General features: G+C 71.6%; 19 protein-coding genes. 9 read left to right on the top strand and 10 right to left on the bottom strand.

Features of this window, described 5'->3' with window-relative positions; genetic code table 11:
- The first annotated feature begins 196 nt into the window (after positions 1 to 196).
- The 3 genes from ACGWYJ_RS28085 (at position 197) to ACGWYJ_RS28075 (ending at position 2589) form a co-directional block, all read left to right on the top strand.
- Positions 197 to 991 carry a GntR family transcriptional regulator gene (locus ACGWYJ_RS28085; RefSeq protein ID WP_395109383.1) on the top strand — a complete coding sequence of 265 codons (795 nt, stop codon included), beginning with the start codon at positions 197 to 199 and terminating at the stop codon, positions 989 to 991.
- 254 nt (positions 992 to 1245) lie between these two features.
- Entirely contained in the window at positions 1246 to 1665 is a 420-nt protein-coding gene (locus ACGWYJ_RS28080; protein ID WP_395109382.1) for a DUF6292 family protein, read from the top strand.
- 234 nt (positions 1666 to 1899) lie between these two features.
- Positions 1900 to 2589, top strand: coding sequence for a GNAT family N-acetyltransferase (locus ACGWYJ_RS28075; RefSeq protein WP_395109380.1), 690 nt, complete (start codon positions 1900 to 1902; stop codon positions 2587 to 2589).
- On the opposite strand, the gene ACGWYJ_RS28070 is transcribed toward ACGWYJ_RS28075, so the two are convergent.
- The gene (locus ACGWYJ_RS28070) at positions 2516 to 2788 is read right to left on the bottom strand and encodes a hypothetical protein (protein ID WP_395109378.1); all 273 of its coding nucleotides are present in this window, start codon (positions 2786 to 2788) and stop codon (positions 2516 to 2518) included. The two genes, ACGWYJ_RS28075 and ACGWYJ_RS28070, sit on opposite strands and share 74 nt — an antisense overlap.
- 227 nt (positions 2789 to 3015) lie before the next feature.
- Here ACGWYJ_RS28070 and ACGWYJ_RS28065 point away from each other — a divergent pair, with 227 nt between their 5' ends.
- A complete protein-coding gene (locus ACGWYJ_RS28065) occupies positions 3016 to 4473 on the top strand; it encodes a cyclic nucleotide-binding domain-containing protein (protein WP_395109377.1) in 1458 nt (485 codons plus the stop codon).
- Between the two features lies 1 nt (position 4474).
- Here the strand turns inward: ACGWYJ_RS28065 and ACGWYJ_RS28060 are convergent, their stop codons facing one another.
- The 6 genes from ACGWYJ_RS28060 to ACGWYJ_RS28035 all read right to left on the bottom strand — a co-directional run bounded on the left by ACGWYJ_RS28060 (position 4475) and on the right by ACGWYJ_RS28035 (position 10292).
- Entirely contained in the window at positions 4475 to 5329 is an 855-nt protein-coding gene (locus ACGWYJ_RS28060) for a glycosyltransferase family 2 protein (protein ID WP_395109430.1), read from the bottom strand.
- Positions 5330 to 5417: 88 nt separating this feature from the next.
- Complete coding sequence (locus ACGWYJ_RS28055; protein ID WP_395109376.1) at positions 5418 to 6266, bottom strand: CDP-alcohol phosphatidyltransferase family protein; 849 nt, start codon at positions 6264 to 6266, stop codon at positions 5418 to 5420.
- Positions 6256 to 7311 (bottom strand): iron-containing alcohol dehydrogenase family protein, encoded by a 1056-nt coding sequence (locus ACGWYJ_RS28050; RefSeq protein ID WP_395109428.1) that lies wholly within the window; start codon positions 7309 to 7311, stop codon positions 6256 to 6258. Before ACGWYJ_RS28050 ends, ACGWYJ_RS28055 begins: the two co-directional genes overlap by 11 nt.
- Positions 7312 to 7456: 145 nt before the next feature.
- The gene (locus ACGWYJ_RS28045; protein WP_395109375.1) at positions 7457 to 8188 is read right to left on the bottom strand and encodes a sugar phosphate nucleotidyltransferase; all 732 of its coding nucleotides are present in this window, start codon (positions 8186 to 8188) and stop codon (positions 7457 to 7459) included.
- Complete coding sequence (locus ACGWYJ_RS28040) at positions 8185 to 8814, bottom strand: DUF5941 domain-containing protein (RefSeq protein ID WP_395109374.1); 630 nt, start codon at positions 8812 to 8814, stop codon at positions 8185 to 8187. Before ACGWYJ_RS28040 ends, ACGWYJ_RS28045 begins: the two co-directional genes overlap by 4 nt.
- Positions 8811 to 10292 (bottom strand): CDP-alcohol phosphatidyltransferase family protein, encoded by a 1482-nt coding sequence (locus ACGWYJ_RS28035; protein WP_395109373.1) that lies wholly within the window; start codon positions 10290 to 10292, stop codon positions 8811 to 8813. Before ACGWYJ_RS28035 ends, ACGWYJ_RS28040 begins: the two co-directional genes overlap by 4 nt.
- 91 nt (positions 10293 to 10383) lie before the next feature.
- On the opposite strand from ACGWYJ_RS28035, the gene ispD reads away from it, so the two are divergent.
- A complete protein-coding gene (ispD, locus tag ACGWYJ_RS28030) occupies positions 10384 to 11130 on the top strand; it encodes a 2-C-methyl-D-erythritol 4-phosphate cytidylyltransferase (RefSeq protein WP_395109372.1) in 747 nt (248 codons plus the stop codon).
- Positions 11127 to 11906: a glycerophosphodiester phosphodiesterase gene (locus ACGWYJ_RS28025; protein ID WP_395109371.1), complete on the top strand. Its 780-nt coding sequence runs from the start codon at positions 11127 to 11129 to the stop codon at positions 11904 to 11906. Before ispD ends, ACGWYJ_RS28025 begins: the two co-directional genes overlap by 4 nt.
- On the opposite strand, the gene ACGWYJ_RS28020 is transcribed toward ACGWYJ_RS28025, so the two are convergent.
- Both ACGWYJ_RS28020 and ACGWYJ_RS28015 read right to left on the bottom strand, forming a co-directional pair.
- A complete protein-coding gene (locus ACGWYJ_RS28020) occupies positions 11903 to 12655 on the bottom strand; it encodes a hypothetical protein (RefSeq protein ID WP_395109370.1) in 753 nt (250 codons plus the stop codon). The two genes, ACGWYJ_RS28025 and ACGWYJ_RS28020, sit on opposite strands and share 4 nt — an antisense overlap.
- 108 nt (positions 12656 to 12763) lie before the next feature.
- Positions 12764 to 13825: a glycosyltransferase family 2 protein gene (locus ACGWYJ_RS28015; RefSeq protein WP_395109427.1), complete on the bottom strand. Its 1062-nt coding sequence runs from the start codon at positions 13823 to 13825 to the stop codon at positions 12764 to 12766.
- Between the two features lie 190 nt (positions 13826 to 14015).
- On the opposite strand from ACGWYJ_RS28015, the gene ACGWYJ_RS28010 reads away from it, so the two are divergent.
- The gene (locus ACGWYJ_RS28010; RefSeq protein WP_395109369.1) at positions 14016 to 15665 is read left to right on the top strand and encodes an LCP family protein; all 1650 of its coding nucleotides are present in this window, start codon (positions 14016 to 14018) and stop codon (positions 15663 to 15665) included.
- Between the two features lie 889 nt (positions 15666 to 16554).
- On the opposite strand, the gene ACGWYJ_RS28005 is transcribed toward ACGWYJ_RS28010, so the two are convergent.
- Positions 16555 to 17724 carry an acyl-CoA dehydrogenase family protein gene (locus ACGWYJ_RS28005; protein WP_395109368.1) on the bottom strand — a complete coding sequence of 390 codons (1170 nt, stop codon included), beginning with the start codon at positions 17722 to 17724 and terminating at the stop codon, positions 16555 to 16557.
- A 192-nt stretch (positions 17725 to 17916) separates the two neighbouring features.
- On the opposite strand from ACGWYJ_RS28005, the gene ACGWYJ_RS28000 reads away from it, so the two are divergent.
- Positions 17917 to 19251 carry a UDP-glucose dehydrogenase family protein gene (locus ACGWYJ_RS28000; protein WP_395109367.1) on the top strand — a complete coding sequence of 445 codons (1335 nt, stop codon included), beginning with the start codon at positions 17917 to 17919 and terminating at the stop codon, positions 19249 to 19251.
- A gap of 47 nt (positions 19252 to 19298) precedes the next feature.
- Positions 19299 to 19716: CoA-binding protein (locus ACGWYJ_RS27995; RefSeq protein ID WP_395109366.1), on the top strand; the 418-nt coding region annotated here is incomplete at its 3' end.

Here is a 19716-nt window from a genome sequence, read left to right as displayed (position 1 = left end):
TCGTACCAGTGTTTCGGCTGTCCTGACCGGGTAGGCTCATCTAGAGGGGTCAAGCCATCCCAGTCATCCCAACCACTTAGGAGATAACCCGGACAAAACTCTCTTAAACCCGAGATCATGAACATCTCCATCAGTCGCCTCGATCGGGTGGGGTGTCCTGATCGCCTTACAGGCCACTGGGGATCAAGGAGGCAGCATGCCGGCGCGCTATGAGGAGATCGCCAACGACCTGCAACGGCAGATCGAGGAGGGCCTGCTCATTCCGGGTCAGCAGATCAAGACCGAGAAGGCCCTGATGGAGGAGTACGACGCCGCGCGCAACACCGTGCGCGAGGCGATCAGCCGGCTCAGGGTCCTGCGCCTGCTGGAGTCCCGCCAGGGGCGCGGCAACTTCGTCGTCAAGCCGCCGGAGAAGTTCCGGATCACCCTCACTCCCGAGGAGGACACCGGCTTCAGCGGCGGCGAGGGCCAAGCCTGGGTCGTCGAGGCCGGCAAGCAGCACCGCAGGGCCAGCACGTCCACGCCCGACGTCCTGATCAAGCCGGCCGACGCGCTCATGAGCAAGGCGCTGGACGTCCCGGAGGGCGAACAGCTCATCGGCCGTCACCAGCGTCGCTACATCACCAACGAGGCCGGCAACCCCGTCCCCTGGTCGATGCAGACGTCCTACTATCCGTTCTCCTTCGTCCGGCGCGGCGCCGTCGAGCTGATGAACGCCGTGGACATCGAGCAGGGGACGATGGCCTACCTGAAAGACGCCCTGGGCATCCAGCAGGCGCGCTACAAGGACTTCCTCTCGGTGCGACCGCCCGAGGACGAAGAACGGTCCTTCTTCGACCTACCGGCCGAAGGCAGCGTCTGGGTCTTCGTGCACCGGCGGACGGCGTACGACACCACCGACCGTCCCTGCCGATACACGCTGACCGTCTATCCCACGGACCGCAACGAGTTCATCATCGAGGCGCGCCTACCGGTCGACGAGTCGCGGTAGTCGAGGCAGGCCATATGAACTGGAGGATTCTTGGACAACGGCGTTCATGATCTCTAGTTTCGGCCGACCCTTTCTCGGGAGAAACTCCCGTTCCCGGGGGTGTGCCGTTCCGGTCCCGCCGGGTTTCGCTTCGGCCGGTTCGCCCGGCCGCGTCACGATCTCCTCGGCGTCCTCGCCGCGGTCCGTCGTACCTACGTTTTCCACAAACTGGGCGGCCCCTCGCGAGTCGCCCGTTCTCACTAGATGGAGACCCGATGTCAGACAAGAGCATGCCCGCTCGGCACGAGGACCCAGCCCTCGACCTGCTCCGGCCATACGTCAGCGCCACCGTCCAGGCCCTGCGGGCGCAGGGAGTGGAGCTGGAGCGAAGCTGGCTCGACCCGTCCGACCCGCGCGACGCCACCATCGTGTGCCGGGTCCAGGGCGAGCACCTCGCCCTGGTCTGGGACGAGGAGACCGGCTGGCGGTCCGGCCGGTTCGTGAGCGGCCGCCAGGGTGAGCGCACCCGGCTGGACGGGGAGGGCTACCTGGGCGAGGAGGTTCTGCCGGCGCCGGAGACGGTCGCCCTCGGCGTCGGCGCGGGCGCGTTCACCCGGCCGTACCGCAAGCTCAGGGACCACCGGGACGCGCCCGAGGCGTTCGACGCCATGGTGCGCGCGGCCTACTCCAACTGATCGGCCGGACCGGCCTACGACGCCGCCGTGCCGAACCCCGCTGGGAGGCACGGCGGCCGGCCTGCGCGAGCACGGCCCCGCGCGGAGAAGGTCCCGCGCGAGAACATTTCGCTTCCATGAACCCGGCGTCCGGTGCGTTACGGTGATTATCTGCCCTTAACCACCACGCAGGGATGGATCGCTCACCGCGGCCATCCGCGACCGTCTGGTTTGCCGCCGCGAACAGGATCGAACGTGGGAGCGAGCTTTCGGCTTCGCCTGGCCTCACCCGACGACCTGCCCTCCGTGCTCGGCCTCATCGAGAACGCCGCCGCCTGGCTGCGCACGAAGGGCACCACCCAGTGGCAGCACCCGTGGCCCGACCGCGAGGAACGCGACCGCCGCGTTCACGACTCGCTGAGCGCGGGTGAGACCTGGCTCTTATGGGACGGATCGACGCCCATGGCCACCATCACCCTCACCCCCGAGCCCGACGACCTGCTGTGGACCGCACAGGAGCGCGAGGAACCCGCCCTGTACCTGCACCGGCTCGTCGTCCACCGCAAGCACGCCGGCCTCGGCATCGGAGCGCACCTCCTGGACTGGGCCGGGGTCCGGGCGCGCAGGAGGCATCTCGCGCGGTGGATCAGGATCGACGTCTGGGCGGACAACCACGCCCTGCACCGCTACTACCGGAAGCAGGGGTTCCGGCTGGTGCGGCAGTCGGCGGGCATCCCCGGCTATCCCGCGGGCGCGCTGTTCCAGAAGGACGTCCGGAACGCCCGCCTGAGCCGCCGGGTCCCCTTCGAGACCGATCCCCCGTCAGAGAACGGCAGCGGTCCGCACGGAGGGGAGGACGCGGCCGCGCCGCTCAGAGAAAGTGCACCCGCTCCGGCTCATCGGACTCGGCCCTGCGCACGAACACCGCGCCTCCCTCGTCCATGACCGACTCGAAGAAGCCGTAGAGGGCCAGCGCACGGTTGATCACGTCGGTCTTGGAGTCGCCCGTTCGCTTCACCAGGTCGGCCAGGGCGCTCGCGCCCCTGGCGGTGAGATTGACCGTGATGCGCTCCTTGGCGGCCGGGGGGTCACCATGGCGCCCCTCCTGCGGGCTGTCGACCAGGGGTGATTCGCCCTTGCTCATCACGGGTCTCCTTCATCGGGGCGCGGCGACGCCGCCGGTCCTTGTCGTATGCCCACTGGCCGCCCATCGTATGCACACAGTGTGCACCAATGACGCCTAGGGGTCAACGTCAACCCGGTGACGGCATACCCGAATGTGGCATGTCGTACACATGTCATCCTCATATCTTCCTAATCCGTACATCAATCATATGTACATCGTATGCGCGATGTCATACCGTACGGAGCATGGGACGGGAACCTCGCTTCGGCCGCGAACGGAACCGCCGTCGCGGCGGCGCACCGGGCACCGTCGTGGCCTGCGCCGGGGGCGCCGCCGTCGCCGTGGCGGCCGCCCCGGGACTGGCCGTGCTGGTCGTCCTCAGCCTGGTCCTCCTGGCCGCCATCCCCATCGTGGGCTGCACGATCATGCTGCTGGGGCTGGCCAGGTGCGGCATCCAGACGGCGCGGTCACCCTCGGACGTCCGCGAGCTCATGGAGTTCGGCACGACGGCGTTCACGACGACCCTGGCGACCCTGCTGCGCACCATGCCACCTCGCATGCCCCCACATGCAGCGGCCCCGAGCATCGAGCAACCCCGTGCCGTACAAGCCAGTGCTGAGCGACCGCCTGCCATGCCCGCACCCGCCGCGCCCGCCAAGAAGACGCCGAACACTCCCCTACAGGACGGACGGCGGCGCGGCCCGGCGCTCGACCTCGTTCCGCCCCACACGTTCTGGAGCGAGCTGACCCCCGCCGAGCGCGGCGCCCTCGACGAGCTGATGGGACGCGAGGACTACGCCCAGGGCACCGTCCTGTGGCGCAAGGACCAGCAGGCCGACCGGGTCATCATCATCCGCTCCGGGCAGGCGAGGGTGTCCACCGGCGTCGCGGGCGACGACCGGGAGATCGCCCGGCGGGGGCCCGGCGACATCGTCGGCGAACGGGCCATGCTGCTCGTGCGGGAGCGCTCCGCCACCGTGACCGCGCTGACCCCGATGCGGGTGATGACCTCGTCCGCCGCCGTGTTCAACGCCTTCCTCAACGACCACCCCCGCGTCGTGGCCGTGCTGGAACGCCAGATCTACGACCGGCTGACCCGCTCGACCAGGCCGCCCGGCGCCCCGGTGCCGCCGCTCGCGGGGCAGCACTGCGCCGTCCTCTTCGTCGACGTCGCCGGGTTCTCGGCCCCGCACCGCAACGACCAGGACCGGCGGGAGATCAGGCGGGTCCTGTACGTCCTGCTGGAGGAGGCGTTCGAGCGGTCGGGCGTCCCCTGGGGCGCCTGCCACCACGAGGACCGCGGCGACGGGGCCCTGATCGTCGTGCCCGCCGGGATCCCGGCCGGTCTGATCGTCCACCCGCTGATCGGACGGCTGTCGGCCGCGCTGGCACGGCACAACCGGGGAGCGCGCGAGCCGGTGCGGATCCGGCTGCGCGCCGCCCTGGACGTCGGTCCCGTCACCGCCGACCGGCACGGCGTCAACGGGTACGCGATCATCCGGGCCGCGCGCCTGCTGGAGGCGCCCGCGCTCAAGACCAGGCTCAACGGCTCGTCCGCGCCGCTGGGGTTCGTGGTGTCCGACCAGGTCTACGACAGCGTCGTCCGGCACGCGCCCGCACCGGTCGACCCGGCCGCCTACATCCGCGCCCAGGTCACGGTGAAGGAGAGCCGGCTGACCGCCTGGACGTACCTGCCCGGATGACCTAGATGATGGGAGGGCGGCCGGTGCGGGTCATCCGCCAGGCGGTGCGCCAGGAGATGGGACGGCGCCGGCCCGCGGGCTTGCGCCAGCCCTCGGCGAAGCCCTTGAACCAGGGGCGCAGAGCGGCGGGCCTGCGCTCCCTCAGCACGGTCATGGCCACCCACACGGCCAGGTAGGTGAGCCCGATCGGCCACGGGAGGTTCCGGCGCGCCAGCCACACGCGGTTGCGCGCGTTGTAGCGGTAGAACATGTCGTGGCGGGTCGGCAGCACCGCCGGGTGGAACATCACGGCGGACGCGTCGTACACGATCCGGTACCCGGCGTCGAGGATCTGCCAGGCCAGGTCGGTCTCCTCGTGGGCGTAGAAGAAGTCCTCCGGCAGCCCGCCACCGGCCTCGAAGGCGGCCCGCCGGATCGCGCAGGCGCCGCCGAGGAAGGTGGTGACCTCGGAGGAGCGCTCCGGGTCACCGGCTCGCAGCCGGGGGACGTGCCGCCGCTCGCCGCGCCCGCCCTCGGGGTCGCGGACCCGGAACGAGACGACGCCCAGCGCCGGGTCGGCCGTGAACCGGTCCCGCAGGTAGGCGCCGAGCCGGTTGGAGCGGTACCAGCCGTCGTCGTCCAGGAAGAGGATCACCTCGCCGCCGGCCTCGGCGACGCCCCTGTTGCGCCCCGCCGGGATGCCCACGTTGCGCGGCAGCCGGACGATCACCACCCGCTTGTCGTCGAAGACCTCGTCCTCGCCGGGCGTCCAGTCCCCCGGGACGCCGTTGCCCACCAGGACGACCTCGATGTCGACGTGCTCCTGGTCGAGGGCGCTGCGCACGGCGCGCGCGAGCTCCTTCGGCCGGTTGCCCATGGTGAGCACCACGACCGAGAGCGGAACGCCCGCGTCCACGGCGGGGGCGGCGAATTCTTCGTCCAGGCTCACAGGGCTCCCGTCCAGCTCACTTCAGTCTCCGCGAGGCGAGGATGCTCACCAGGTGCAGCAGGGTCTGCGCGACGGCGACCACCGCGACGGCGACGGTCAGGACGCGGATGGCCGCCGGGGTCTCGGTGCCGAGCAGCACGTCCACCAGCGCGGCGGCCAGGATCAGCAGGGACAGCTCGACCGCGCCGATGATGCGGTGGAAGCGCAGCATGGACGCCGCCTGCCGGGCCAGCGCGATACCGGTGGAACGGGGCCGCAGCGCGCGCTCCCCGCCGGCCGGGTCGGCGGGCAGGCCCGACTTGGCGCGTGCCACCACCACGTTGTCGGTCTCCGCCTTGATCAGCGCGGCGCCCAGCGCGGCGACCAGGCCCAGCTCGGCGTAGCCGCCGGTGGCCCAGCCGCCCTGCGCGGCGAGACCGAGCCCGACCAGCAGCGACACCTCGGAGAGGTAGTGGCCGATACGGTCCAGGAAGACACCGGTCACCGAGGTCTGCCGCAGGTAGCGGGCCACCTCGCCGTCCACGCAGTCCAGCAGCAGGTAGAGCTGGATCAGCAGCGCGCCGCCGAGAGCGGTCCACAACGCGCCGGTGCCGGTGGCGGGCAGCGAGACCACCAGCCCGGCGGCCACGCCGCAGGCCATCATCATGTAGGTGAGCTGGTTGGGGCTGAACCCGAACCGCATCGCCAGCCAGGCCACGTACGGCGACAGATCCCTCATGTAGAGGCGGCCCGCCCAGTGCTCCTCGTTGCGCCGGTCCTTCAGGCCGGGGGGCTGACCCCAGCGCCGCACATCGGCGACGGTGGCCGCCTTGCGGGACGGCCGCCCGTCCCCGACCGGCGGCGTCTCGGGCAGGTCAGTCGCCATGGGCTTGGACATACTCTTCCACCGCCTTGAGGATCGCGTCCCGGTCGAGACCGAGATGCTCCAAGATCGTATAGCGGCCCGGCCGGGTCCGCGGGGCATAGTGAACGGCATCCGCGAACTGTTCGACGGTCAAGCCCACCTCGGACGGCAGCACCGGCATGCCGTGCCGCCTCAGGCAGGAGACGATCTCCTCCAGCCGGTCCGCGCCCGTCCCCAAGTGAACGGCGCGTAGCTGGTAGCAGAACGCGGCGCCGATCCCGGCCAGCTCGCCGTGGTTGGCGGTGCCGGGGAACATCTGGTCGATCGCGTGCAGGATCTCGTGGTCGCCGCCACTGGACGGGCGGGACGAGCCGGCGAACGCCATCGCCATGCCCGACAGCACCAGCCCCTCGGCCAGCACGGTCAGGAAACGGTCGGACTCGACCGACCCGGGCTGGTGCAGCAGCGCCTCGGCGGCGGTGCGCGCCACGGTCAAGGCCATCCGGTCCACCGGCTCGCCGCACTCGTCGGCGGCCAGTATCCAGTCGTCCACCGCGGAGAAGTTGCTCACCACGTCCCCGATCCCGGCCCGGACCAGCCGGACGGGCGCGGCCCGCACGTAGTCGAGGTCGACCACCATCGCCAGCGGCATCACCACGCCGAAGGAGCCCTTGCCCTTGTCGTGCGTGAGCGAGGCGACCGGAGAGCAGATGCCGTCATGGGACAGGTTGGTGGCCACCGACACCATCGGGATGCCCGCGAGCGTCGCCGCGTACTTGGTGGCGTCGATGGTGCGGCCGCCGCCGATGCCGACCACGGCCTCGTACGACCCGCCCCGCAGCTTGGAGCCCAGGGAGACCGCGGCCTCCACCGTGCCGCCGTCGACCTGGAACACCTCGCAGTCCGTCAGCGACGGGCGGACATGGTCGGCGATCTGGTCGCCCTGGCCGCGCCCCACCGCGATGGCCACCCGGCCCTCGGTGGCGATCCGCCGGTCCGCGAGCAGGTCGCCCAGGGACGCGACGGCCCCGCGCCTGACATCGATGGACAGCGGGGCGGTCAGCATCCGGGTCAGCAGGGGCATCGGGGACTTCCTCGCTCGGATCGTCGGTCGGGACGTCCGCTCTGGTGCGGCCGATCTGGTCCTACGGCCGTTGTGGCGGGGGCTGTGCGTGTCCGGCTTCGGCTGTTCCTTCGGCGGGTCTCGGCGATCAGTAGGTCTTGGCGATGGCGCGCGCCTTCTCCAGGTCGTCGTGGTCGTCGACCTCGACCCAGTCGACCGCGCCGATCGGGGCGACGGCGATCTCCCCGCCCCTGTCGACCAGCTCCTGGTACCCGTCCTCGTAGTAGAGGTCCGGGTCGCGTTCCCAGGTGGCCTTGAGCGCGTCGGCGAGCGGCCCGGCGACGGCGGGCTCGATCAGGGTGGCGCCGATGTACTCGCCGTAGGCGGAGGACGGGTCCATCTTCTTGGTGATCCGCCGCAGCCGCCCCCGCTCGTCGAGGGTGACCTTCATCTCCTCGTCGGCGAGCGTTTTCACGTTGTCCACCGCGAGCAGGATGTCCGGTCCACGGCCCGCGAGTAGCGTCTTCTCCACGCCGACCGGATGGACCGTGTCGCCGTTGACCATGAGAACGCCCTTGGAGAAGTGCTCACGGGCCAGCCACAGGGAGTAGGCGTTGTTCCACTCCTCGGCCTTGTCGTTGTGGACGAGGGTGATCGACACCCCGTAGCGGCGTTCGAGCTCGGCGGTGCGCCGCTCGACCGCCTCGGCGCGGTAGCCGACGACGATCACGATGTCGGTCAGGCTCACCTCGGCCAGGTTGCCCAGGGCGATGTCCAGGATCGTGGTGTCGCCGTCGACCGGGACCAGGGCCTTGGGGAGCGTGTCGGTGTACGGCCGCAGCCTCCGGCCCGCGCCCGCCGCCAGCACCATACCGATCATGCTTCCTCTTCCTCCAGGTCGAGTGTCACACCGCCCCGCGTCCCCGCGCGGACGCCCTCCGCGGACGGCGCCCGCGATGGGACGCCGCCGAGAACGAGCGTCACGCCAAGGTAGACCGCGAGCGTCGCATAGGCGAACGGGAGCAGGCCGGACAGCCCCGCGAAGGCCACGAGCAGCATCCGGCCGTCCCATCCCAGCCCGGGGCGCAGCACCGGGAACCGGGCCGATGGCCGGTGCCCCTGCCGGGCGCGGTACACGATGTCGTGGTGGTGGTACGCCAGGACCGCTATCAGCACGAAAACGAGCGGTGCCGCCACGTCCTGCGCGAACCCCAGCGCGGCGAGGTAACCATACTCGATCGCGCGGATACCCGGTGGGACAAGCCAGTCGATCCTGCCGTCGTGGGGATGCCCTGCGGACGGTCCGGTCAGCAGCAACGCGACGACGGGTGCGAACAGCCCCAACGTCCGCTGCTCCCCGACCCGGGCGGCCAGCAGGACCCCGGCGACGGCCATCGCGACCGCGAACCCGTGCAGCGGCGCCACGTACCCGCCCGCCAGCCGGCCGAGCATCAGCGAGATGGCCCCGTCGTCCCGGTACGCCTGGAGCCGTCCGGGAGTCGTCATGCCGTGCGGCTTGCGGACACCCGCCGGATCCGCCCGGCCAGGGTGGTGACGGTGGCGATCACGCCCCAGGTGAGCAGCGCGAGGAAGGTCGCGCGGGCGTCGAAGAGGGCGGCGGTCACGGCGATCAGCGCGACCCGCTCCCCGACCGGCAGCGCCCATGCCTTCCTGGCCCAGTACAGGGCACGCGACCGGCTCAGGCGGCCGTCCGGCTTGGCGATGAGCGCCCGTTCCAGATTGGCCATGAGCGCGCGCTCCAGGTTGACCGGTGTCCGCTGGAGCGGCACGTGCGGCGGGCGGGTGCGCGCCTCGTAGGAGGCGTCGGTCACGTGCCGCACCGCCTGGAGGATCAGCACCGCCACCGCGAGGGCCCACGCGTCCCCGCCGCCCCCGGTGGCCGCGGCCGACCCGAAGGCAAGGCCCAGGTAGACCACGTACTCCTTGCCCTGGCCGCAGATCAGGCCCAGCCGTGCCCCGAACTCGGTGCAGCGCCCGGTGTAGCGGGCGAGCTGCCCGTCCACCACGTCCAGGACGAAGGCGAGGTAGAGCAGCAGCGCGCCGGTGACCATCCCGGGGCGGGTGCCCGCGCTGAACCACAGCGCCGCCAGCAGCGCGAACACCGAGGACACGACCGTGACCGTGGTGGGGGTGACCTGACGCCCTGCGAGCCAGCGGACGAGGCGCGGACTGTAGGAACTGACCGCGAACGTGGAGAAGAAGCCATCGTCGGCCTTGACCGCCGCCGCCAGCCGCCGGTCGTCCTCGTACCCGGCATCCGCGGCCTCCAGCGCGACGCGGGCCTCCCTCAGCGCGGCGCCGCCGGGCTCGTCACCGGCGACGCGGCGGCAGACCCCGCCCTTGGCGGCCCTGGCCGGATGGACGGCGACCGGCCTGCCCAGCCGCACCAGCCCCGCCAGCAGCAGCCCGGCGGCGTCGCCCTCCGTGCCCGGCCCCGCCAGATCGGCGAGGCTCTCCGCCAGCTCCGCGATCGCATGCCCTTCGGACGCGTCGAACCGCAGGACCCCTGGGAACGCCGCGTTGACCTTCGGGACCAGGCCCACCTGGACGACACGTCCCCTCCGCACCCGGGCCGAGGCCGTCCCCGACGGGCCCGCCTCACCGGGGGGCACGGTCACCGCCGCCAGCGGGGCCGCGGTGCCGTTCACGAACCGGTCCAGCAGTCCCGCGCTCACCAGCAGGTCGGCGGGCAGGATCACCACGGGCACGTCGGCACGCCGCGCGAGCTGCGCGATCCTCCGCAGGTCTCCGGCCACGTCCGGGGACACGATCGCCGAGCCGGCGCCCGCCCCCGGCGCCACCACGGCCCCGGAGGCCACACCCGCTCCCGGACGTCCGATCACATGGACGTCCGGTACGTTGACCGTTGCGAGCCGGTCGCGCAACCGGGCCAGGTGCGCGGGCGGGTCCGTCCCGGGCGCGCCGAGTGCCCGTCCGGTCGCGAGGATCACGGCTACGGTCATCGATCCCTCCGGCCGGGCATCCGGCGCGCCGGGGGACCAGCGAACACTGCACAGTGCGACACGCCGATCACAATACGCGACGGGACGGTGCATGGAGAGACGGACGGTCGCAGTGGTATTGGCCGGCGGTGTCGGCCGCCGCGCCGGGTCGCCGGTGCCCAAGCAGCTCGTCGAGGTCGGCGGGCGCCCCATCCTGGCGCACGCGATCGCGGCGTTCGACGAGCACCCGGACGTCGGCGAGGTGCTGGTGGTGATGGCCCCGGGCCATCTGCGCACGGCCGCCGCGCTGGCCACCCCGTTCCGTAAGGTGACGGGAGTGATCGAGGGCGGTGAGACGCGCACCGGGTCCACGGCGGCGGCGCTGGGGGCCCTGGCGGGCCACGGCTCCGACACCCGCGTCCTGTTCCATGACGCGGCCCGCCCCTTCGTGGACGCCGGGCTGATCGGCCGGGTGCTGGACGCGCTCGACGGGCACCCGGCCGTCGCGGTCGGCGTGCCGTGCTCCGACACCGTCGTCGCCGTCGAGGACGGCCTCGTCGCGAGCATGCCGCCGCGCGCGTCGCTGGTGCGGTTCCAGACCCCGCAGGGCTTCCACCTCGGCGTCCTGCGCTCCGCGTACGACGTGGCGCTGGCCGACCCGGACCTGGTCGCCACCGACGACTGCGGCATCGTCCACCGCTATCTGCCGGACGTGCCGATCAAGGTGGTGGAGGGCAGCGAGCGCAACCTCAAGGTCACCCATCCCCTCGACTTCGTCCTGGCCGAGCATCTGGCGGGCGGCACGCCCACCGACCCGCTGACCGGCTCCCCCGTCGACCCCCCGGAGGACAACACGTGATCTTCGACGACCGGCCCGCCGTGATCGGGCACCGCGGACTGGGCTCCGGCGACCTGGCCGTGCCCGGAGGCACCGGCACCGTCGCCGAGAACACCGTCCCCTCGCTGCTGGCCGCGCTCGCGGCGGGCGCGTCCTGGATCGAGATCGACGTCACCCGCACCGCCGACGACGCGCTGGTGCTGCGACACGACCCCACCACCGCCGACGGCGCGTTCATCGTCGACACGCGCGCGGCGGCCAGCGGGCTGCCGCTGCTCGCCGAGGTGTTCGACGCGCTGCCGCCGGAGGTCCCGGTGGACGTGGACGTCAAGACCATCCTTGAGGACGCGGTGGACCCGCCGTCCCGGCGCACCGGAGCCCTGCTGGTGCCCATCCTGCGGCGGGAGGCGCGGCGCCGCCCGCTGCTGGTCACCTCGTTCGACGCCTCACTGCTCACGTACCTGCGCGAGAACCTGCCGGGCGTCCCGCTGGGGCTGCTGACCTGGCTGCGCTTCCCCCTGTGGCACGCCATCCCGTCCGCCGCGGGCCTGGGGTTGCAGGCCGTCGGGCTGCACACCGGGTCGCTGGGGATCGAGCACCCCGACACGCGGCTGCGTCCCCTGTCGCACAGCGTGGACGTGGCGCACCGCGCGGGGCTCGAAGTACTGGTCTGGTGCCCCAAGGCCGAGGACGCCACCGTGTACGCCGAGGCGGGCTTCGACGCGATGGTGGTGAACGACGTCCCCGGAGTCGTGCACGCCCTCAACGAGAAGCGAGCCGAGGCCGAGCCGGTCTAGCCGCCCTGGCCGGGGCGCAGGTCGTCACCGCCGTACATCCGCGTCCACTCCCCGGCCTCCTGCCGCTGCTCGCCGCCCCCTTGACGCGGCGGCCCGGGGGCGGGTTCAGGGGCGGGCGGCGGAGGCTGGGGAGAACCGGCGTCGGACGGCGGCTGCGGAGGGCCCGAGGCGCCCGGGGGCGATGAGGGCGGCGGTACGGCCGGGCCCGGCGCATAGGGCGAAGGGGCCGGCTGGTACTGACCAGCGGGTACGGGCGGTGGAGCGGCGCCGCCCGGCCCCATCGGAGCGGGAGGCATCCCGTACCGGGACCGCGCGGGAGACGCTCCCGCCACCCGCCAGCGCGACGGCGACATCGAGGCCACCAGCAGCGCGACCCCGAGAAGCAGCAGGATCCCGTACGGGGCGACGACCCCGTAGCCGAAGTCGAGCGACCTCGGCAGCATGTCCCCCGTGTGCTTCCCGGCGAAATTCGGCACCAGCAGCCACAGCAGCCCGAACGCCGTGAAGACCACCCCGGGGACCAGCGACGCGACCGGTGACAGCCGCGAGCCCATGACCAGCCCCAGCAGCGCCGCAGCGATCACCAGCACCGCCAACGCGATCAGCCGGTCCGACCATCTCCCCTCCAGGGCCAGCACCCGGAACAAGGTCGCCACTCGGCTGACCCCGTAGAACACGCAGAACGCGACCACCGGGGTGACGACCAACCCGACCAGTACGCCGATGCCGTGGCGAGCGCCGTTGGACATGATGACCCCTTACCGCCGGACGGCCGATACCGTCCACGGTACCGCCGGGCGCCGGCCGGCGGCAGTGCCGATCTCGTGGATACGGCGGCGGCCCCGCCTCGCCGCCGGTCAGCTCTTGGCCGGGCTGGGCTGGCCGAGCCCCGGCGGGCTGGTGAGGAAGCCGACGCCCCACGACAGGTGCATGGTCGCGAACACCAGCGGCAGCCGCGCCCACGCCGAAGGCGGCAGGCCCCGGCCCTCCACGGCCGCGCCGATCACGATGCCCGCCGCGTACGCGCCCGGGATGATCCACCCGGGCCAGAACCCGAACGCCCCGGCGACCACGCCCGCCACGATCGCCACCACCGCGATCGGCGGCGCCAGGTAGCGGAAGTTCAGCGTGCCCTGATGCTCGCGGCCAACCACGCGCCGCCAGCGCCCGGTGTGGAAGTACTGCTTGGCGAGCGCCCGCAGGTTGGGACGCGGCCGGTAGGTCACCCGCATCCGCGGGGTGAAGTAGATCGTTCCGCCGGTCTGCCGGATCCGGTGGTTCATCTCCCAGTCCTGGGCACGGACGAAGGTCTCGTCGTACCCGCCGACCCGCTCCAGCGCGCTGCGCCGGAACGTGCCCAGGTAGACGGTCTCCACCTCGCCCGCCTCGCCGCCGGTGTGGAACCGGGCGTTGCCCACCCCGATCTTGGAGGTCATGGCGCGGGCCACCGCCTGCTCGAACGGGGTGACGCCCTCGGCCGCCATGATCCCGCCCACGTTGTCGGCGCCGGTCTCCTCCATCGTCTCCACCGCGGCCCTGATGTAGTCGTCGGGCAGCAGCGAGTGCCCGTCCACCCGGACGATGATCGAGTACTGGGACGCCTTGATCGCGATGTTGAGGCCCTGCGGGGTGCGCCCGGTGGGGTTGGGCACCACGATGATCCGCTGGTCCTCGGCGGCCAGCCTCCGGGCGATCTCCTCCGTGCGGTCACGGGACGGCCCGACCGCCAGCACCAGCTCCAGCTCGCCCGGGTAGACCTGCCCCAGGATGCGCCGGACGGCTTCGGTCAGATGCCGTTCCTCGTTCAGAACCGGCATCACCACCGACACCGCGGGCCACGTCCGGTCGCCCACGGCTTGCCCTGGGTCGCCCTGCGCGCTGGCGTGGGCGCGTGAAGAGGAAGAGGCAGAGGGGTTCATGTCGGGTCGCGGGGCCTTCTCTCGTTCGTTCATGTCGAGCTCTAACCGCCCGGCCGTCCGGGGAGAGGATTGCGGAACGGCGCCACGTTACTGCAAGGACACGAAGCCCAGGAACCGAACGGACGGCGAGCCCCCACTTTAGAGTGGGAACACTCGCGTCACTGTTGTTTCCCGGGAGGCGGCGGCCAGCATGGCAGAAGGGCCCAGGCGGGCGGGCGGCGACCCCGACCCGATGGAGCGCTACTTCCGTCCACGGGACGACGGGCTGGGCGGCGCGGGCGGTGACGACGAGGAGGACATCGAGGGCGTCACCGTCGACGGGATGCCCGCTCCCCGGGTCGCGGTGGAGGGCCCGCGCGGTCCCCGCCGTCCCGGTCCGGGGCTGAGCCGCCGCGCGGCGCTGGCCGCCCGCAGGCAGCGCCGGTTCCTGATGCTCACCGGCGCCATCTCGGCGATGGTGCTGGCGACCTCGGGCGGGGCCTGGGCGTTCCAGAACTACGTGACCGGGATGATCGACAGCATCAGCGTCGGCGGGCTGGACGGCGGCGGGCCCAAGGGCCCCCTGACCGTGCTGGTCGCGGGCGTGGACCGGCGTGACGGGCTCACCCGCGAGCAGCAGCGGGCCGCCAAGCTGGGCCACGAGCCCGGCGAACGCTCCGACACCATGATGCTGCTGCACATCTCGCGCGACCACGACCGGGTCACCATCGTCAACCTGCCCCGCGACTCGCTGGTGACGATCCCCGCGCACCGGTCGAACGGGTCCGAGGGGGCCAAGGGCGCGCGAATCCCGTCCCGCCCCGGCAAGCTGACCTGGGCCTACCAGTTCGGCGGGCCCGACCTCACGGTCGAAACGATCAAGCAGGCCACCGGGGTGTCCATCGACCACTACGTCGAGGTCAACTTCTATGGCTTCGTCAGCATGGTCGACGCGCTCGGCGGCGTGGACGTCTGCACCGAACGGCCCATCAACGACACCAAGAGCGGGCTCGTCCTGCCCGCCGGCAAGTCGCATGTGGACGGCCTGAAGGCGCTCGGCTTCGCCCGCGCCCGCTACAGCCTGACCGACGGCAGCGACCTGGGACGCATCGACCGGCAGCAGCAGTTCATCGCCTCGATGATGAAGCAGGCCCTCAGCACCAGGACCCTCAGCGACCCGCGCAAGTCCACCAGGTTCCTCAACGCCGCGCTCAAGTCCCTGCGCGTGGACAAGGAACTCGCCGAAGACCTGCCCGAACTCGCCGAGCAGATGAAGAACCTGTCCACCGACAACCTCACCTTCGCCAAGGTGCCGCTGGCCAACAGCGACCATCCCGCGACGCTGTGGAACACCACCTCGCCGCAGTCCACCGTCCTGTGGGACCAGCGGCAGGCCGGCGAGCTCTTCGACAAGATCAGGCGGGACCGGCCGGTCGGCTCCGGCACACCGTCCCCGGCCCCACCGTCCCCGACCAAGCCCGCGGGTCCCACGGTCCCGCCCGAGGACGTGCGGGTCAGCGTGCTGAACGCGATCGGCACTCCGGGCCTGGCCACCCGGGCGGGCGGCGAGCTGCGCCGGATCGGCTTCCGCGCCACGGTCGTCCCCGGCGTCGCCCGCCGCGGCCTCCAGGAGACCACGATCCAGTACGGGCCGTCCCGGGCGGAGGAGGCCAAGACGCTGGCCGCCGCCATCCCCGGCGCCCGCCTGAAGAAGATCCCCTCACTGGGCTCCCGGGTTCAGGTCATGGTCGGAGCCGACTGGAAGGGGGCCGAGGATGTCGACGTGGCCCCGTCCCCCAGCCCCAGCGCCTCGCCGCGCCACCTGGAAACCGGCACCGCCACCGAGAAGCTCTGCAAGTAAGGGTTCTCAGCCGCCCGTGCCGGACACGCGATCCTCATCGAGCCCGACGGCCGCGCCGTCGCCTCCCCGGTCTGGCAGCAACCCGAATGCATCGTCCCGTTCGGGAACCTCCACGAGCAGACAGCCCGGCAACTGTGGGAGGCGTACCCGTACAAGAAGGAGCACCTGGACAAGTACCTGGAGCGCACAAGCTTGAGGTCGAACGGGGCTTCCAAGACCGGTCAGCCGTCGATCAATGCCTCAAGCTCTTCGGGGAAGTCGGCGAACTCAGCCGAGCGGTCGGCGCACTATCCGGGAAGAACGCAACAACACCCGCCACTGGCGCTAGCTGGACGCCCTCGCCGACACCCTTCGACCTCCTACCAGCGGCTAGGGCGTGTTTCAAAGTGAGGTGGGGCGGCGTGTTGTGATCCGAACGCAGCGAGGGAAGACCTCGTGGCCACCCTAGGAGGCGGTTCGACCTGACCGACGCGCGATGGGCGATCCTGGAGCCGCTGCTACCGGCCCCCAGGCGGCCGGGCCGCCCGGCGCAGCGGCCAGCCCTCTTCCACGACGCACCGGGCCAGGCGAAGCCGGCCCAGCTCGGTCAGCGGGGCGTTACGGTGGGGCAACGGAGGGCCTCCTTGGCATCGCATGGCCATTCGATGCCAGGCATCGGCGGCACCTACACCCACGTGACACCGTCCATGCGCGCCGCAGTGAAGCACGTTCTGTGGCCGGGCCCCCGCCGGGTGAGCCGCTGTCGGCCGTGCCCCTCGTGGCCAGGCTGCTCGGCGACCACGCCGAACGCGGGAGGACGGTCTCTCCCTGATCGTCTCCCGACCGGCCCCGCAGCCGCCCCGCCTGGCGGCCGCGAGTGTGCGGGAAGGTGCGGCGGCCCTTCGGTGCCCTACTTCAGGAGCTGGCGGGCCATCACCATGCGCTGGATCTGGTTGGTGCCCTCGTAGATCTGGGTGATCTTGGCGTCGCGCATCATGCGTTCGACCGGGAACTCGCGGGTGTAGCCGTAGCCGCCGAGAAGCTGGACGGCGTCGGTGGTCACGTCCATCGCGACGTCGGAGGCCAGCGCCTTGCAGGCCGAGGAGACGAAGGTCAGGTCGGGCACCTTCGCGCCGCCCATCGCGCGCTCGGACTTGATCGCGGCGTGGTAGGTGAGCTGCCGGGCGCCCTCCAGCCGCATCGCCATGTCGGCCAGCATGAACTGGACGCCCTGGAAGTCGGCGATGGCCTTGCCGAACTGCTTGCGCTCCTTGACATAGCCGAGGGCGTAGTCAAGGGCGCCCTGGGCGATGCCGAGGGCCTGGGCGGCGATGGTGATGCGGGTGTGGTCGAGCGTGGCCAGGGCGGTCTTGAACCCGGTGCCCTCGGCGCCGATCATCCGCTCGGCGGGAATCCGCACGTCCTCCAGGATGACCTGGCGGGTGGGCGAGCCCTTGATCCCGAGCTTGCGCTCCTTGGGGCCGAACGACACGCCCGCGTCGGACTTCTCCACCACGAACGCCGAGATGCCGCGGGCGCCCGCCGACGGGTCGGTGACGGCCATGACGGTGTAGTACTCCGAGACGCCGGCGTTGGTAATCCACATCTTGGCGCCGTTGAGCACCCAGTGGTCGCCGTCCCGCACCGCGCGGGTCTTCATGGACGCCGCGTCCGAGCCGGCCTCGGCCTCGGACAGGGCGTAGGAGAACATGGCCTCGCCCCGCGCCACCGGCGTCAGATACCGTTTCCTGAGCTCCTCGGAGCCCGCCAGCAACACCGGTACCGTGCCCAGCTTGTTGACCGCCGGGATCAGCGAGGAGGAGGCGCACGCGCGGGCGACCTCCTCGATCACGATCACGGTGGCCAGCGCGTCGGCCCCGGCGCCCCCGTACTCCTCGGGGATGTGCACGGCGTGCAGTTCGTTCTGCACCAGCGCGTCGAGGGCCTCCTGCGGAAAACGCGACTCCTCGTCCACCGCGGACGCATAGGGCGCGATCTTGGCGTCGGCGAGCTCGCGGACCGTCGCGCGGAGCAGCTCGTGCTCCTCCGACGGGGCGTAACCGGGAAAGTCGGGGCTCATAGCGCGCAGACTACCCGCCGGTACACTGCGCCGGACGCGCGGGGGGCCTCGCCAGGGCGAATTCACCCGGCGAAGGCCCGTCCCTCCCTTGGAGCGGGAGGATGGGAATGACCGGCACGGCGGGGTAATACGTCCATCACCGGACGTGAACGGCCGACAGATCGGAATACGGATCGGGATGGAGGAACCGCCTTGACGCACCGGCTGACGGTGATCGGCACCGGGTACCTCGGCGCGACCCACGCCGCCTGCATGGCGGACCTGGGCTTCCAGGTCCTGGGGCTGGACGTCGACGAGACGAGGATCGCCAGACTGGCGGCCGGTGACCTGCCGTTCTACGAGCCGGGGCTGGAGGAGATCCTGGAGCGCAACCTGGCGAACGGGCGGCTGCGCTTCACCACCTCCTACGAGGAGGTCGCCGAGTTCGGCGACGTCCACTTCATCTGCGTGGGCACACCGCAGAAGGCGGGCGAGTACGCCGCCGACCTGACCTACGTGGAGGACGCGGTGTCCTCGCTGGCGCCGCTGCTGCACCGGTCCTGCCTGGTGGTGGGCAAGTCCACGGTGCCGGTCGGGACCGCGGAGCGGCTCGCCGAGCGGATCGCGCTGCTGGCCCCCGCGGACGGGGACGCGGTGCTGGCCTGGAACCCGGAGTTCCTCCGCGAGGGCTTCGCCGTGCAGGACACGTTGAAGCCGGACCGGATCGTCGCCGGTGTGCCCGCCGACCAGGGCGCGGCGGAGCGGGCGGAGAAGATCCTGCGTGAGATCTACGCGTCGATGCTGGCCGAGGGCACGCCGTTCGTCGTCGCCGACTACCCCACCTCCGAGCTGGTCAAGGTGGCGGCCAACGCGTTCCTCGCCACCAAGATCTCGTTCATCAACGCGATGGCGGAGGTGTGCGAGGCGGCGCACGCCGATGTCACCAAGCTGTCGGAGGCGCTTTCCTACGATGACCGCATCGGCGGCCGGTTCCTGGGCCCCGGTCTGGGGTTCGGCGGCGGCTGCCTGCCCAAGGACATCCGCGCGTTCATGGCCAGGGCCGGTGAGCTGGGCGTGGATCAGGCGCTGACGTTCCTGCGCGAGGTGGACGAGATCAACATCCGCCGCAGGATCCGGATGGTGGACCTGGCCAGGGCGCAGCTCGGCGGCTCGTTCGTCGGCCGCACGGTCGGGGTGCTGGGCGCCGCGTTCAAGCCCAACTCCGACGACGTCCGCGACTCCCCGGCGCTGGACGTGGCCGCCACGATCCGCGCGCAGGGCGGCAAGGTCACCGTGTACGACCCGCAGGCCATGCGCAACGCGCGCCGCGTCCATCCCAGCCTCGACTTCGCCGACTCGGTCCTGGACGCCGTACGCGATGCCCACGCGGTGCTCCTCCTCACCGAATGGCAGGAGTTCAAGGACCTGGATCCGCACGAGCTGGCCGACGCCGTGGCCGAACGCAACATCGTCGACGGCCGCAACGCCCTAGACCCCGAGCGGTGGCGCGCCGCCGGCTGGACCTACCGCGCTCTCGGCCGCCCCTGACCGCCGGCCCTGGGAAGCTTCTTTACCGTGCCGTGGTTGTCACGGGCATGGCTGATGCTCTTGTGGATCCGTTCGCCGATCAGGATGTGATCCGGCGGTTGCTGAACGAGTCGCGGACGTGGGCGTTCGTGGGTCTGGGTGACAATCCCGAGCGGGAGGTCTACACCCAGGCCCGGTTGCTGCAGCAGCGCGGGAAGAAGATCTTCCCGGTGCATCCGTCGGGGGCGACGGTGCTGGGCGAGCCGGGGCACACCTCGCTGAAGGACGTCGGCCCGGTCGATGTGGTGGGCGTGTACCGGCGCGCGGAGTTCGCGGGCGAGGCCGTGGACGAGGCGATCGCGGCCGGCGCGAAGGCGGTGTGGCTGCCGCTGGACGTGATCGACGAGGCCGCGGCGCGGCGTGCCCAGGAGGCGGGCCTGGACGTGGTGATGAACCGCTGCCCCGCCGTGGAGTGGGCCCTGCGCC

Origin of the sequence: Actinomadura sp. SCN-SB (assembly GCF_043906805.1) — a bacterium.
In the GTDB taxonomy this organism is placed as follows: Bacteria; Actinomycetota; Actinomycetes; order Streptosporangiales; family Streptosporangiaceae; genus Spirillospora.
This window is presented reverse-complemented; position numbering and strand designations above follow the sequence as displayed.